Origin of the sequence: Paenibacillus sp. FSL L8-0641 (assembly GCF_038006265.1) — a bacterium.
Lineage (GTDB): Bacteria > Bacillota > Bacilli > Paenibacillales > Paenibacillaceae > Paenibacillus > Paenibacillus polymyxa_D.
In genome coordinates, this window is record NZ_JBBOUW010000001.1 from 5,097,061 (window position 1) to 5,111,341 (window position 14,281).

Annotated in this window: 17 protein-coding genes; 7 read left to right on the forward strand and 10 right to left on the reverse strand. The window is 46.8% G+C overall.

Going from position 1 to position 14,281, the window contains the following annotated elements; genetic code table 11:
* Positions 1–145 precede the first annotated feature (145 nt).
* From MKY16_RS22960 to MKY16_RS22995, 8 genes are all read right to left on the reverse strand, one after another.
* A complete protein-coding gene (locus MKY16_RS22960; RefSeq protein ID WP_069010036.1) occupies positions 146–622 on the reverse strand; it encodes a glutathione peroxidase in 477 nt (158 codons plus the stop codon).
* Between the two features lie 87 nt (positions 623–709).
* Positions 710–1,513, reverse strand: a complete 804-nt coding sequence (locus tag MKY16_RS22965; RefSeq protein ID WP_340957141.1) for a (2Fe-2S)-binding protein — start codon at positions 1,511–1,513, stop codon at positions 710–712.
* Positions 1,514–1,525: 12 nt separating this feature from the next.
* Positions 1,526–2,419, reverse strand: coding sequence for an ABC transporter ATP-binding protein (locus MKY16_RS22970; RefSeq protein ID WP_165146097.1), 894 nt, complete (start codon positions 2,417–2,419; stop codon positions 1,526–1,528).
* Positions 2,420–2,650: 231 nt separating this feature from the next.
* Entirely contained in the window at positions 2,651–3,670 is a 1,020-nt protein-coding gene (locus MKY16_RS22975) for an LLM class flavin-dependent oxidoreductase (protein WP_029518548.1), read from the reverse strand.
* 104 nt (positions 3,671–3,774) lie between these two features.
* Complete coding sequence (locus tag MKY16_RS22980; protein ID WP_340957143.1) at positions 3,775–4,938, reverse strand: AI-2E family transporter; 1,164 nt, start codon at positions 4,936–4,938, stop codon at positions 3,775–3,777.
* A 150-nt stretch (positions 4,939–5,088) separates the two neighbouring features.
* Positions 5,089–6,102, reverse strand: a complete 1,014-nt coding sequence (locus MKY16_RS22985) for an LCP family protein (protein WP_013312376.1) — start codon at positions 6,100–6,102, stop codon at positions 5,089–5,091.
* A 91-nt stretch (positions 6,103–6,193) separates the two neighbouring features.
* Positions 6,194–7,096: a cation diffusion facilitator family transporter gene (locus MKY16_RS22990; RefSeq protein ID WP_340957145.1), complete on the reverse strand. Its 903-nt coding sequence runs from the start codon at positions 7,094–7,096 to the stop codon at positions 6,194–6,196.
* Positions 7,097–7,253: 157 nt separating this feature from the next.
* A complete protein-coding gene (locus tag MKY16_RS22995; protein ID WP_340957148.1) occupies positions 7,254–8,903 on the reverse strand; it encodes a DEAD/DEAH box helicase in 1,650 nt (549 codons plus the stop codon).
* A 335-nt stretch (positions 8,904–9,238) separates the two neighbouring features.
* Between MKY16_RS22995 and MKY16_RS23000 the strand changes: the two genes are divergently transcribed.
* The 7 genes from MKY16_RS23000 (at position 9,239) to MKY16_RS23030 (ending at position 13,349) form a co-directional block, all read left to right on the forward strand.
* The gene (locus MKY16_RS23000) at positions 9,239–9,856 is read left to right on the forward strand and encodes a hypothetical protein (protein WP_340957150.1); all 618 of its coding nucleotides are present in this window, start codon (positions 9,239–9,241) and stop codon (positions 9,854–9,856) included.
* 39 nt (positions 9,857–9,895) lie between these two features.
* Positions 9,896–10,540 (forward strand): immunity 50 family protein, encoded by a 645-nt coding sequence (locus MKY16_RS23005; RefSeq protein ID WP_340933483.1) that lies wholly within the window; start codon positions 9,896–9,898, stop codon positions 10,538–10,540.
* On the forward strand, positions 10,533–10,940 hold the full coding sequence (locus MKY16_RS23010; RefSeq protein WP_340933485.1) for a hypothetical protein: 408 nt from the start codon (positions 10,533–10,535) through the stop codon (positions 10,938–10,940). Before MKY16_RS23005 ends, MKY16_RS23010 begins: the two co-directional genes overlap by 8 nt.
* Positions 10,941–11,118: 178 nt before the next feature.
* Positions 11,119–11,748 carry a hypothetical protein gene (locus MKY16_RS23015; RefSeq protein ID WP_340957152.1) on the forward strand — a complete coding sequence of 210 codons (630 nt, stop codon included), beginning with the start codon at positions 11,119–11,121 and terminating at the stop codon, positions 11,746–11,748.
* Positions 11,749–11,831: 83 nt separating this feature from the next.
* On the forward strand, positions 11,832–12,359 hold the full coding sequence (locus MKY16_RS23020; RefSeq protein ID WP_340957153.1) for an SMI1/KNR4 family protein: 528 nt from the start codon (positions 11,832–11,834) through the stop codon (positions 12,357–12,359).
* Positions 12,343–12,903: a hypothetical protein gene (locus MKY16_RS23025; RefSeq protein WP_069010045.1), complete on the forward strand. Its 561-nt coding sequence runs from the start codon at positions 12,343–12,345 to the stop codon at positions 12,901–12,903. Before MKY16_RS23020 ends, MKY16_RS23025 begins: the two co-directional genes overlap by 17 nt.
* Before the next feature lie 2 nt (positions 12,904–12,905).
* Positions 12,906–13,349: an immunity 26/phosphotriesterase HocA family protein gene (locus MKY16_RS23030; protein WP_069010046.1), complete on the forward strand. Its 444-nt coding sequence runs from the start codon at positions 12,906–12,908 to the stop codon at positions 13,347–13,349.
* Between the two features lie 61 nt (positions 13,350–13,410).
* Here the strand turns inward: MKY16_RS23030 and MKY16_RS23035 are convergent, their stop codons facing one another.
* Complete coding sequence (locus tag MKY16_RS23035) at positions 13,411–13,950, reverse strand: hypothetical protein (protein ID WP_340957156.1); 540 nt, start codon at positions 13,948–13,950, stop codon at positions 13,411–13,413.
* 213 nt (positions 13,951–14,163) lie between these two features.
* Positions 14,164–14,265, reverse strand: a complete 102-nt coding sequence (locus tag MKY16_RS26215; RefSeq protein ID WP_219728090.1) for a putative holin-like toxin — start codon at positions 14,263–14,265, stop codon at positions 14,164–14,166.
* Positions 14,266–14,281 lie beyond the last annotated feature (16 nt).

The window sequence follows — 14,281 nt, forward strand, 5'->3', positions numbered from 1 at the left end:
GCGGCCTGATTATGCCCATGACTTTTACATGATACTCCCCCCTTAGACAAATGCACATGTAGAGAACAAAAAAAGGTCCGCTTCCCGGAGACATGCCGGAAATCAGACCTTTTTAAACATATATTTTGGAATGAAGGCAAAGCTACTATAGCAATTGCTCAATGGCTGCTTTCATCGCTTCTGGTGACTCCTTCGGTTCAAAACGACCCACAGGTACACCTTCACGATTCACAATGAATTTCGTAAAATTCCACTGAATTGTCCCATCTTCCTGTTCTCCAGGCTGTTGCTTTTTCAAATATTCAAACAGAGGCGCTGTATCCGGTCCATTGACGTCCACTTTGGCGAATACGGGGAAATTAACCCCGTAATTCAGTTGGCAAAATTCAGCCGCTTCCTCGCTGCTGCCCGGCTCCTGACCGCCAAATTGGTTGCAAGGAAAGCCTAATACAACTAATCCCCGATCCTTATATTCGTCATAAAGCTTTTGCAAATCCCCATATTGCGGGGTAAGTCCGCATTTACTGGCGGTATTCGCAATAACCAGCACCTTACCAGCGTAAGTATTCAGAGAAACCTCCTGATTCGCTGGTGTTACGGCATTATGTGAATAGACAGACATACAGCATCCTCCTTCGTGTCACTTGGTTTAGGTTACATAACCTATTTTAACCAAAAGGTGACGGACATGCCAACATCCACAGAGACTTTACCGTGATGCCACCACTTCGAGTCTGCGTTCTTCGCGTTCGGAAGCGGACATTTTGGGGCAAGTATAACAATACCGCTGACCTCCACCTGTCTTGTAATATTGGCAACAGGACGGTTTCATGTAGGTATTTTTACCAGGGCGGTAAGGATTGTCCAATTCAACGAGACGAACCGTAAACGGATTTCTTTTACGCCCGAATATCTCTCCCTCAAGTTCACGTGTCACATACATATAATCTTGTTCAAAGCGCTCCACATCCTGAGGATCAGTCAACGATGGCTGTACTCTATCCTTAAAATACAGCAATGCCAACGGAAACTGTCCCCACATTTGGCCGATAGATGCGCTCCCCACTGTAGCAATTGCTTCCAATAGGGGCCGCATCTGCAAACTGTAAAAGTCTCGTAACACTTGCTGGGCCTGTTCGGAAGAACGGTGATCCCCATTGTTCCACGTATTGTCCAGCTCTGTTAAGTCGATGACCTGAAGACTAATAGAGGGATATTGACCTTCATAACAAATATGAAATCTGAGATTAGAAACGGACAGGTCCCAACGGCGTTCACACAGTGATACCATAAAATGCTGCGCAAACACGAGGCCACGCAACTGGTTCGCAAAGTAAACGGCTGCGGTTAAATCGTCTTCAGCACGCAGAAGATCGCCATAATACTCCATCACAGAGCGGATCTTATCTGGTTCAAGCCATTCGGCCACTGGCCCGGAATATACAGCATCCTCCGGCGTGACTCTCACTATGTTTGCTAGTTGCTCAAGCTGATCGTAATCCAGTGGTTTCATGGTATGTCCCCTTTAACCTCTTGCCGCTACTTGTGCTCTAGCATCACGTCGCTCAGCAACAGAACCCACAGGTTGCTTATCTTCCACATTCATATCTTTTATGGCTTGGCTTACCGCAGGCTGCCCAGCCAAAGCATACGGAAGACAGAGCGGTACACCTGTACGAGGATCTGTTACAATATCAGCCTCAATCCCGAACACTTCACGCAGCACATCAGGGGACATAACCTCAGTTGGAGTTCCTACCGCCTCAGCTTTCCCTTTTTTGATTGCAATCATATGCTGAGCATACCGGGCCGCATGGTTCAAATCATGCACAACCATAACAATGGTGCGCTCCTCCGAAGTATTTAGATACTCCAGCAAATGCAGCACTTCCAGTTGATGCGCCATATCTAAAAATGTCGTCGGCTCATCCAGAAACAAAATATCCGTATCCTGCGCAAGTGCCATAGCAATCCAGGCACGCTGACGCTGACCGCCAGAAAGCTGATCAATCGGACGATCGTGGAACTCGCTCATTCCCGTTACTTGAATGGCCCACTCTACCATTTTGCGATCTTCCGCTTTCATGGAACCAAAACCTTTTTGATAAGGAAAACGTCCGTAAGATACCAGTTCCGTCACGGTTAATCCTTCCGGTGCAGTCGGATTTTGCGGCAAAATAGCCAGCTGCTTAGCTACTTCCCGGGTGGATTGCTTATGAATGGATTTACCGTCAAGTAGAACACTGCCGCCCTTAGGATTCATGATGCGAGCCATCGTCTTCAGAATGGTGGACTTGCCAGAACCATTTGCGCCCACCAAGGCTGTGATTTTCCCTTGCGGTATTTCTACGTTCAGATCTTCTACAATCAATCGATCTTCATAAGCAATATCCAGATTTGCCGTTTTCAGACGAAACATGTGGAATCATCCCTTTCCCTTATCCAATATATATAGTCACGGGCTTAACGCACGACTTTCATCAAAACTTCATTCTATCTTTATATAATAAAGATATTGATAATCATTATCAAGTGTTAACTGGTTTATTTCCTATATCATACAGTGCATATCATCCAATATTTCCTCAAAAAATTCAAAAAAAGATCACAGCTCCTCGAAGCTGTGATCTTTCAAATCCGGCGAATTGCATTATGACTGTACAGAAGACAGTCCAAATGCTTCGGCCATGAGACGTATAGATTTCATTTTGGCGTCAAAGTCATGAATAATGCTCGCAACCATGATCTCCTGTGCATTATAGTCCTTACTTAATTGCTCAATCTGACGCTTCACCTGTTCGGGCGAACCGACCACCATACGTTTGCGATTCTCACGTATCCGCATCCGGTCAAACGGCGTATACGGATACGCCAGTGCCTTTTCCACGGAAGGTGTTCCAGCGGAGCGCATTCCCTGCTCTAATAGTACAAGAGATAAGTCCATGCTGGAAGCCAAGCGATTGGCCTCCTCTTCGGTATCCGCACAGATCGCAAATACGGCAACAAGCGAACGTGGTTGGTCACTATGCTGGGAAGGCTGGAAGCTTTCCTGGTATTCCTTCATAGCCCCTGTGCCGCCTTCACCATTAATGAACTGTGCAAACGCAAAGCCCACGCCACGCTCGGCTGCCAGACCTGCGCTATCACCACTGGAGCCGAGCAACCACATTTCCGGTACAGTTTCTATAAGCGGCATCGCCTGTAGCGAACCGAAACGGTGATTATTGCCTGTGCTGTCATGTAAATAAGCTAACAGGTCATCCAACTGCTCAGGGTATAGATCTACACCCCCTCGCATTTTGCCTTCTTGCAGGGCTCTGGTAGCAATGGGCATTCCTCCAGGCGCCCGTCCCAGACCTAAATCAATGCGTCCCGGATACAATCCCTCCAACACACGAAAGTTTTCCGCTACTTTATAAGCGCTGTAATGAGGCAGCATCACCCCACCCGACCCCACTCGAATGGCCCGAGTACGGGCGGCCAGATGTGAAATCAGTACCTCCGGGCTGGACCCAGCGAGATTTGCTGCAGAATGATGCTCTGATACCCAAAAGCGATGATAACCCAAGCGTTCCGCCTCTATAGCAAGCTCAGCGGTCTTTTGTAATGCCTGCGCATGCGTCATGCCTTCCGATACCGGAGATTGGTCAAGAATGCTGAGTTTTATCATAAAAGTCTGACCTTTCTATTTGGGAATAAGGATAGGCATTAATTATAGCACGCGTAGCCACAGTTACCCAAGAGGGGCCCATATCAATTTTATAGTGGAAAAGTTTATTTTTCGTAAAGACTTGCGTTCCCTTTATCCGCCTCATAGAGATGCGAACGCTTTTTAAAGAAACTATACAAATGTGTAACGATTACTTTCAAGACAGCATACCCCGGAACCGCCAGTACAATTCCCACCACACCAAACAAATTGCCTGCGGTCAGAATAACGAAGATAATCGTGATCGGATGTACCCGAAGAGATTTGCCCATAATTTGTGGAGAAATTAATTTACCCTCAATGAGCTGTACGACTGTCCACACGATAACCATCTTGAGCAGCATAATCGGTGAGGTAACCAAGGCTACAATTAACGCAGGTGTAATGGCAATGACGGGACCTAAGTAGGGGACAACGCTCGTAAAGGATGCAATGACTGCAAGCGTCAAAGAGTAGTCTAATCCAATGATTAGGTAACCAATATACAACAGCGCCCCAATACAGAAGCTGACAATAATCTGCCCACGAATATAGGAACTGACCTGATGATTCATCTCGGTCATAATGCGATCTGTTTCTTTACGAAACATAGGCGGGAGCATTTTCAGGATAAACTGTGGTAGCTTGTGTCCATCTTTTAGCAAGTAGAACAGAATAAATGGAACCGTGGCAATCGCAAGTACCGTTTCTGTAACCACGCCCAAAAAGCTGCCCACACCCGTCCATGCATTATTAATAAAGCTAGATAACTTTTCAGAAGCTTTGGAGGCCAGCTCTGATGGATTAATTTGAGTCGTGTTCTGGAACTGGTTTACAAAATCGCTGCCGATCAGTTTCTCGAATTGTCGTTGTACTTGCTCGCTATAGTCAGGAAAATTTTGGATAAGACCCTGTATTTGATCACGGATTACAGGCACCACCGATGTAACCACAATCGCAATAACTCCTATAATGAGCAAAAACAATACAACAATGGAGTATACTCGTTTCACCTTGTTACGCTCCAGTACATCAACCAACGGATTGAACAGATAGTACAACACGCCGGATAAAATGACAGGGAGAATGATCGTTTTTAACAGCACCATGACAGGTGTGAATATGTATGAAATTTTGGTAAGCACCAAGATATTCAAGCCGATCAGCAGCAGTACCAGCAGGAATAACACAAACTTGTTGTTCAGAAAAAACTTCTTGAATCGGTCTTTCCATGCCGGAGTTATTTCCACACCACATTCCCCTTCTCTTTACACAAATGAGTATACGTTCTTCATAGATACGATATATTTTTGGAACAAAATATACAAGGTTATACCCAAATAAACACAAAAGCAAACAAAGTTGTACGTCATCGTACGAACTTCGCTTGCTTTCGAGGGTTATGGAGTATCATTTATCGTGGTTGCAGCATCCACCGTCGTGGTCACAGGTTTGTTCTCCTGTTCAAAAAGATTCTGTATGAAGCGCTTGAGCTTTCTTTCGTCTACACCCAATACCTGCGCACCCTTAATGGTTTCCCCGCGCACCAATTCATTCGGCGGGATTTGCTGCTTCGCTACTGTTGTTGCATCGATATTAAAGCCCAATGAAGCCAATTGCAGCATTTCCGTAGTACTCAGATTCGTTTCAATATAAGGAGAAATGCTATTTAAAATACTCGGCAGTTTGATTAGAGATGAGGTTGACTGAATTTTACCGCCAAGCTCAGTAATGAATTTGCGTTGCCGCTCCGTACGCGTAAAATCGGAAGTCGCATCATGACGGAAGCGTACATATTGCAAGGCTGTTTTACCGTCCATGTGCTGCATTCCCTTTTTCAAATCAATATCAAACTGGTGTTTATCCGCCTTGGAGGTATAATGCATATCTTTTTCGACATCCAGGTCAATACCACCCACAGAATCAACCAGCGCAATAAAACCATTGAAATCAGTATATACATAATATTGAATTGGTATGCCCAGCAGGTCGCTCACGGTCTGTCTGGTCAAATCCGGTCCCCCGTAGGAAAAGGCAGCATTCAATCGACTTTGCCCATGACCTGGGATATTGACGTAGGTATCACGAAGAATCGACATCAGTGTAGCCTTTTTCGTAACCGGATCAATAGAAGCAACCATAACGGAGTCAGAACGCCCTGAATCCTCTCCACGGGAGTCGCCGCCTAGCAGCAGAATATTCACTCTTTCTGTCCCATCCCATTCCGGTGGGAGCGATACCTCTACAGGTTGTACATTGGTTTGAGTTTGTGCCTGCGGTTTGAATTTCGAATCCTGTCCGGAAGCAACTGAAATTTGATTCGTAAAATGATATATAGAATACGTATAATATCCGCCCACTAAAAGAACCGCCGCAGTCACAGAAATGCCTAACCATTTTAAAAATTTTCGCATATTTTCGGGTAACCTCGCTTTTATTCATCATCGTTCGGCTTTTAAAAGCATACCCTTCCTGCAAGTTATCTGTCAATTCGCGCCGTCTGTTCTAGTGGTCGTCCGCATACCATGGATTCAAATGGACAAGCACCTCATAAACCCGCGGTTCCCGCTTCATGACAGCCCCCTTAATCAGTCGAATAATATCGTGTCCCTGCTGAATCGTCAAAGAGGCATCCACTGAAGCGCGGATATCCACGATAATATAATGGCCGTGCTCACGGGCACGGATACGGTCAATACGTTGAACCTCGGCTACACTCAGTGCGGCTGCGGCGTAGCTCTCAATTTCCTCCGTTGCAATCGCCTTTTCCATAAGCACATCTATGGATTCACGGCCCATTTCCCACGCCAATTTCAGAACTAGCAATGCCACTACGAATCCCGCAATAGGGTCACCGTAAGATAAGATTGAAATGCCCCAGTGCTCCCCAATCAGCCCCAATCCGATACCCAGTACAGCAGCCCCAGAGGCGTACACATCAGCGAGATGATCTTTTGCCGTTGCAATAAGACCCTGACTATTGGCCGCTCTCCCGATACGAATCGTGTAGATATACAGCCACTGTTTCCAGAGCAAGGAAATAATGGCGGCCACCAATGCCAGTATATGCTCCTGTGGCATCGGTTCGAACAGTGCTGCAATCGAATGATAGCCGATAAATATGCCCGCTCCAAACAATATGACCGCCACCACGCTTGCACCGATCACTTCTGCTTTGCCGTGACCATAAGGATGATCCTCATCCGGCGGCTGGCTGGATATGCGCATCGCTCCCAGTGCCGTTGCAGAGGCAATCACGTCTCCGGCATTATGCACACCATCGGCTACCAGCACCTTACTGTTGAACATAAGTCCTGTAATAATCTTAATGCCGGTTAATAGGATGTTGCTAATCAGGCTGATCCATGCTGAGATCATGGCGCGCTTGCCCATATCCTGTTCCTGCATGATGTATAACCCCTCCAAATTTATCTTTTGAATTTATCTTATGGCGCTGCTCTTTCAGCGGTATGGATGAAGATTACAATAGCCCCGGAAGATGAGCCTCCCCGGGGCTATTATGATAACCATAGTAGAGTATTCTATGAGAATACTCCTGTTTTATCTATCTGGACCGACCGCGACGGCCTCCTTGTCCTTGACCACCACGCGGGCCGCCTTTGGCTTGTCCACCGCGGCCACCTTGGCCTCCGCGCGCGGAACCGCTGCTACTGCGGTCATACCCGCCACGCTCGCTGCTTTGTCCTGCCGAGCGGCCTTGACCTCCGCGTGCGGAACTACCGCTACTGCGGTCATATCCGCCACGCTCGCTGCTTTGTCCTGCCGAGCGGCCTTGGCCTCCGCGTGCGGAACTACCGCTACTGCGGTCATATCCGCCACGCTCGCTGCTTTGTCCTGCCGAGCGGCCTTGGCCTCCGCGTGCGGAACTACCGCTACTGCGGTCATATCCGCCACGCTCGCTACCGCCGCGGCTAGAGCGACGTTCGCCGCCTGCACTGTCACGACGGCCCGCCTGTTCGCGGCCGCTGCCCCGGCGTCCACCGCCGGAGTCGTTGCCGCCGTAGGAACGGCGGTCGTTTCTGCCCGAACGGCGTTCTCGACCCTGCCGATCAGCCGTATCGGAAGCAGGTCTACGCTGTCCGCCGCCCTCACTGCTGGTGAACGTGACACCAGCAACTTTCTGGATGTTCCGAAGCTCCGGAATATCCCTTGGCGTGGCGAGAGTCACCGCCACACCTTTGCCTCCGGCACGGCCGGTACGCCCAATGCGGTGGATGTAGCCTTCGGCATCCTGCGGCATGTCGTAGTTGAAGACATGCGTGACGCCTTCTACATCCAGGCCGCGTGCGGCTACATCAGTCGCTACGAGCAATTGGAGTTTCGCTTCACGGAACGCCTTCATCACTTGCTCCCGCTTGTTCTGAGACAAATCCCCATGAAGCTCACCGCTCTCAAAACCCATCTCTTGCAGCTCTTCGTTCAGTTTGGCAGCCCGGCGCTTCGTACGGCAGAAAATAACAGCCAAGTACGGACGATCCGTATTCAGCATATCCACCAATGCCTGTTGCTTACCACGGTCTGTTGTTTGCACAACGACCTGACGGATTTGGCTCACCGGAACGGAAGAAGCGGATTTCACTTTGACATCTACAGGTTCGTTCATATATACACGAGCCAGTTTGCGAATACCGGCTGGCATCGTAGCGGAGAACAGCATCGTCTGTCTCCGGTAAGGAACTTCCTGAAGAATCGTCTCCACATCGTTCAAAAATCCCATGTGTAACATTTGATCGGCTTCATCCAGAACCAGCATTTTAATGCCGCCTAGATCCAGCGTGCCACGTCTCAGGTGATCCAGCAGTCGCCCAGGTGTTCCAATAATCAGTTGCGCGCCGCCTTTCAGTTTACGAAGCTGACGCTCCACATCCTGTCCTCCATATACAGCCAGTAATGACAGGTTCGGCTCCGCAGCAGCCAAGCATTTTGCTTCCTCTGTAATCTGGAGCGCCAATTCACGCGTAGGTGCAATCACGAGTGCCTGCGGGTGTCGCTTGTCCAAATTCAGCTTTTGTAAAATCGGCAGTAAAAACGCAAGCGTCTTCCCGGTTCCCGTGTGTGCCTCGGCGATAACATCCTGACCTTCCATCAACAGTGGAATCGACTCCTGCTGTACAGGAGTTGGGGATGAAATTCCCTGTTCTTTCAAGGCTTCTACCCAATGCTGCTCTACGCCTAATGCTGCAAAATTCTTCAAGTGGTATTCACTTCCCTTATCTGTATTCAATATGTGTCACGTAAAATAGGTTCATGTGCCATATGACATCTATCGTTCCATAGTTCAGAATTCCCATTTTTGTATCGGTTCTCATTCTACCCTTTTCAGGAAGGGAGCTTATCCGTTATCGTTGAATCTGTTCATGTAACCAACATACGGCCGCAATGCGGCTCAGGACCGTTCCATGTATGACTTTCCTAGTATACGCGAAGTTGAACTGGTTTCCAAACGATTTTAATGAACAGGGCCACAGTCTATATAAAAGGTGAATTCGATCTTCATGTCATATATTATGGTATAAGAATTGGTAATTCATGAATAAAGGATGGATGCTTGTGGTTAACAACTTGCATTATAATTTTATAATGGCCGGTTCCTTGTCGGAGAAGCACACTTTGTTTGCTGAAGGGTGCTTTACTAACCTGTTCGATTGTTTTGAAACGCTCCTGAATATATCAGGAATCCGCAATACCCGTGTGTCTATCTATCAATCCAAGAAAGCCAAACAGGGTAAGATCCGCTGGGACAAGCAGGAACTGCTCCGCATTGTGACCGATGATGAATTGACTCCTTTGATGCTGGTTATAGAGGCACCTAGTATCAAATCATCCTATAACAAAGGGACAACGCCGGAAGTGTACATTCTTTTGTCCAATGACCCCATGTCCCAATCATCCAATAATTGCGGCATACTCGTTTCGATCCGTCAGGACGTTTATAAACGTATTGACCGAACAAGCGTGGAAGACGTTATGCTGCGGCTCAGCCAGTTAATAAAGGCAAACAAACTGTTACATAGCTCGCGCAACTTTTATGCTGGCAGTAAAGCACGCGCCATTATGGATATTCTTCCATTTATGCTCGAACAGGATACTCCGGATATGAAGTATGTTTTTCAATCGTGGACTCCGTTCCCTTTACCACACACTTAAACAATCCGTCATACTATTAACCCCAGGAGGCTGCAATTTATGCAAATTCAAGTTCAAAAGGTTGAAAAAAAAGAGAACGAATATCTCATTCATTATCAAGCCGGGGGAGCGTTGCCGTTCGTTCCGCATGATATTGTTCTGATCCATGGCAAACAGTATTTTATAGGCACGATTTTGAAAGTAGAGCCGGAACAGGCCCTTGTCCGTATTAATCCGGAATATGAAGACCAACTGGCAGGGTCCATCGGACTGGAGCTGGCTTTCTCTCCAACTGTTTCTATTCAAGGTGCAGACAGCATTGTCGAAAAGCTCGGCTATTTCCCTCCCTTTCATTATGACCGAATTACGGCTGCTAATATGACGAAAGACCAGATTACGCTGACGATTGAGCTATCCTACGCTAGCGTGCTTGTCCCTAAATCACCGGATCTGGAGCCTTCGGCTGAGGCACCTGTGATTCCTGGAGCTCCAGTAAAAGACGTCCCACGCTATGCAGTGACTTTTACATTTCTGGAAACCAAAGAGCATGTATTAACTCCTGTAGAAACAGAAAACATCATCTTGCAGCTTGATTTCCGCTATGAAGAAGCAGATATGGTCGTTGATATCGATGCATTGACGGGATTGTCAGGTAGCTTTCTGTGCAGAGGTATCCAGGCAGAGATTAAGGAACTGAATGAATAAACAGGAGGCTCGTGAGCTATTACGTTGTCATTCTTTTATTCATGAAGATCTGGAGCATCCCAAAATGCAAAACGGATTTCTAGGGATGCTCCGTCCCTTCCAGGGAGAACTGATTGAGGATAATTTCCATGAGCTGATGACTATTATTGAAGTTCTGGCAGATGAGTTGGAGAAACCATCCGTAGAACGGGAGCTGATTGCCGCTTTGTGGGGGATCTGCCAATATACACGGGCGTGGGCATTGTATCCTGATAGTATGCTGCAGCGAAACAACCTGCTAACCATAGAGCAGATCAACACCCTCGACGATTGGATTGATACGATCTCCTATGCGGTTATGGTACTGCTGGAGGGTGGCGGACCAGAAGAAGCTTTATCGAACTACAGACACGAGAGTTGATCCGCAGTGATACATATATCTTAGTCAAGGGGGCCGCTTTTGCATTGCTTCGCGTACATAAAAGCATGCCTTTCGCACAACATGCTCTGAAACAATTAGTTGAGCATGAAGAATTCCGTGCATCTGCCAAACGGGAGCTTTCCACATAATCGACAACCAAAGGAGAATCACTCTACTTATGCGTGTAAGAATATTTATATTCATATTTATTATCGGAATTATATGTGTGCCTGCGTATTTTATTATGAGCAGCTTTGGATTATTTCAAAATGAAAAGGTGCTTGTACATTACAAGCTTGCCATTGAGGTAAAGGATAAAAAGTATGATGCCTGGCCTTTAATCAGTAGCTATGCCGCTATAGATAAAAGAGGGGACAGTCGTCAGCTCTACTACCAGGCGGAGGGCTCAGGCTTAGAGTATCTGTTTCAGCTAGCCTATGGACAATATGAACTCCGACCCTCCAAGGAAAATCCTTTTCTGGACGGAGGAGTCCACTATACCATGGATCATCCCGAGTATGTGCGTGAGGAAAAGGAGTATGAGAATGCTAACGACTACACGGAATTAACCCATTTTTATAATCAGCAGGAACGGATGATTTATACCTATAATCCCGAAGCCAAGCTCGATAAAACATACGTCCGTTCCATCATCACCGCTGGGATGACTCGCACAACTGGTAATTCAAGCCGTCCGGTTAAGGATGACTATATCAATATCAGTAAGCTGTTTAAGGATAAGCTAGGAGTGAATGTGAAGGTAGATGTGGATGAGGACAACAAAATCGTCACCCTATCGATGACATGATTTCACATACGATGTACCGCTGCGTCGTCTCATTTCCAAAAAAGAGATTTATGGTTTACTAGAATCAAGGGGGCTGGTTGTTGATGTCATTCGCAATTGAATCAGGGCTTTTGCCTGCCCAGATCGCAGCATTGGAGGAACAGATACAGCATATATTGCCCGCTGGCTATAAACGTTTTCTTTCACAATATAACGGATTTTATGTAGCCGCCCCTTTTTATTGCAATGTGCCCTTCGATCGAGTGGATAACGGAGACATTGATTTGACTTGTTTTTTCGGATATGAGGTATCCAACAAAAATCATGACCTTCTAGCGATTAATGATGAATTTCTGGATGAAATCAATCATGTCGAGAGCGCTTTGTTGATTGGTGCAGATGCGGGCGACAATTTTTACGTTCTGACATGTAAGGACTACACCCCGTATGTGTACTACTGGGACCGCACACATCTTCATGCCTATGATGACAAACTGAACTATGATATTGCAGAGCAGGACGAATGCGGACATTTGTATCTGGTGGCAACAGACTTTACAACGTTTTTTAATCAGGTAATTGAACGACTCAACGAGCAGAAAGGAAGGCCTAATGATGACAGAAATACATAATGCTAAGCAGGGACCGGCTTATTTGGAGGGTTGGGTTGTACCCGAAAACCCCGAGGCATGGGTCGAGCAGGAGTGGACAGGTACGCTTCGTTCACAGGCAGGACATACGAAATTCCACATTTTTTATTACGGAGAACTTATGGACGAGCTGATCACTGGTACTGAATTTGCACCCCAACTCATTATTGCAGAAGATGCAGTCACAGGTGAACAGATCGTGATTTTTGACGGAACCCGCCATGGTTACGATGCTCTGCTATGCGAAGTTTATACCAAGGAGCAGCAGAACAATCGCACTCCCCTGCTGCCCTATCTGGACGAAGATGGTGAAGATACTTTCGAGGTAAGCGTAACTGCCTTTTATAATGTTGATTGGGATGACGAGTTTGCAGACGATGTAGATGAGAATGGGCAGTTAGAGCTGATCAATGGCGAACGATGCGATTTTGAAGATGCGAAGCGGAACGGCTATGATGCGATCAGCATTACGATTACCAGCGCTAAAGGTCTAAAAACAGAGATCCTTCAGGAAGAGCTGGCCTGACGATGGTGTTCAAAAGAATCAAACATCAGGAAGGCGATATTTTTGTTATCCCCCTGCATGACGGCCGATTTGCGGTATGTCAGGTGATCTGCGCACTGTATGGTAGATTCAAAAAAGCGTTCTCCTTCGGGGTTCTATCCATAGGCCAGAATCAAGCGTACGAGGGAGAAACGACATATCTTCCGTTCACAAATTATCGCGGCCGATTTGAAGTTATATTCACCGCCACCCAAAATCTGACGAAAGGAGTATGGCCCATTATCGATCATCGCCCTCTTTCCGAGGAACAACAGCAGCTAAAATATTTTAATTGCGCGGGCCATCTATACTGTGGGGATGAATATATACGCAATCTGGAACTGGAAGAATATAATCAATATACGGTAATGGGCGTGGCTGGATATGAGTTGGTACAGCAATATTTAGCCCAATATGATGACCGCTAGGAAGAATAGCAGCACAAATAACCACCTTGAAGTTTGAATGCCAAGGTGGTTATTTGACTTGTTAAAAGGGTTCAAACGTATATGGGAATGATGTACGCTCTGTCCCCAATACCGACTTCACGCGCTCTTCATCCACCAACGCTTCGACGAGGCTATACAAATCCGAGGCTGCATACCGAAAATTGCCCCATGTGCGCAGATTCAAAGCATAGATTAGGAATTCCCCCCGTTCATCAGGCGATTGAATATCCCAGATCAGCAAGTCATCCTCTTCACTGGAAGCGAAAGGGACCGCATGCTCCAAAAGCTCCGGAAAACCATCTGGCTCCAGCGCCGCTTCTTGTAAAACCTCTTCTGATTCCAGCAAATCATCAAACCAAGCCCGCCAATCATGATAACGATGAAGCCATGAATCCGGGTGATCGCCAAGAGGAATATGAATGTTCCATAAGCCGCATAGTCGCCCGTAACCAAGAGTTTTGACATAATCTATATAAGAAGGCGGAAAGCCCATACCATTTTCAAAACGATGCTCTATTAGAAAAGCCTCATCATAGTAAGCCTGGAATTGCGGACGCTGTAGTCCTGTAAAAATGCTCATGCTCGCCCTCTCCTTTCGCGCATCTTTATTCACCTTTTCGCTCTTAGGCACATTGAAAAGGTCTTTTTCAAGTGTTAAAATGGGAATAAGATGTATATTCTAAAAAAGAGTGAAGATGCGTCAACATCCTCACTCTTTGGCAACAGCCGCTTTTAAGGGCGGTGGCTGCAAGTTCACGGTATTCGAAATAGACCGGTTCCTACCACGGGCGGTCTATTTCTTTTTATGGAAGGAAAGAATCAGAATCACCAACGTTGCGAATTGAATCATCAACATTAAGGTGTCTTTAACCTCCACAGGCCTCACCTCCCTCACAGGAGACTAGCCGACC

Coding starts and splice junctions, on each gene's coding strand:
- MKY16_RS22970 (WP_165146097.1), bottom strand. CDS start 2,419: ATGTTTCGTCTGAAAACGGCAAATCTGGATATTGCTTATGAAGATCGA.
- MKY16_RS23010 (WP_340933485.1), top strand. CDS start 10,533: ATGAATAAACAGGAGGCTCGTGAGCTATTACGTTGTCATTCTTTTATT.
- MKY16_RS22990 (WP_340957145.1), bottom strand. CDS start 7,096: ATGCAGGAACAGGATATGGGCAAGCGCGCCATGATCTCAGCATGGATC.
- MKY16_RS23005 (WP_340933483.1), top strand. CDS start 9,896: ATGCAAATTCAAGTTCAAAAGGTTGAAAAAAAAGAGAACGAATATCTC.
- MKY16_RS23000 (WP_340957150.1), top strand. CDS start 9,239: ATGAATAAAGGATGGATGCTTGTGGTTAACAACTTGCATTATAATTTT.
- MKY16_RS22985 (WP_013312376.1), bottom strand. CDS start 6,102: ATGCGAAAATTTTTAAAATGGTTAGGCATTTCTGTGACTGCGGCGGTT.
- MKY16_RS22960 (WP_069010036.1), bottom strand. CDS start 622: ATGTCTGTCTATTCACATAATGCCGTAACACCAGCGAATCAGGAGGTT.
- MKY16_RS23025 (WP_069010045.1), top strand. CDS start 12,343: ATGACAGAAATACATAATGCTAAGCAGGGACCGGCTTATTTGGAGGGT.
- MKY16_RS23030 (WP_069010046.1), top strand. CDS start 12,906: ATGGTGTTCAAAAGAATCAAACATCAGGAAGGCGATATTTTTGTTATC.
- MKY16_RS23015 (WP_340957152.1), top strand. CDS start 11,119: ATGCGTGTAAGAATATTTATATTCATATTTATTATCGGAATTATATGT.
- MKY16_RS22965 (WP_340957141.1), bottom strand. CDS start 1,513: ATGAAACCACTGGATTACGATCAGCTTGAGCAACTAGCAAACATAGTG.
- MKY16_RS23020 (WP_340957153.1), top strand. CDS start 11,832: ATGTCATTCGCAATTGAATCAGGGCTTTTGCCTGCCCAGATCGCAGCA.
- MKY16_RS22975 (WP_029518548.1), bottom strand. CDS start 3,670: ATGATAAAACTCAGCATTCTTGACCAATCTCCGGTATCGGAAGGCATG.
- MKY16_RS23035 (WP_340957156.1), bottom strand. CDS start 13,950: ATGAGCATTTTTACAGGACTACAGCGTCCGCAATTCCAGGCTTACTAT.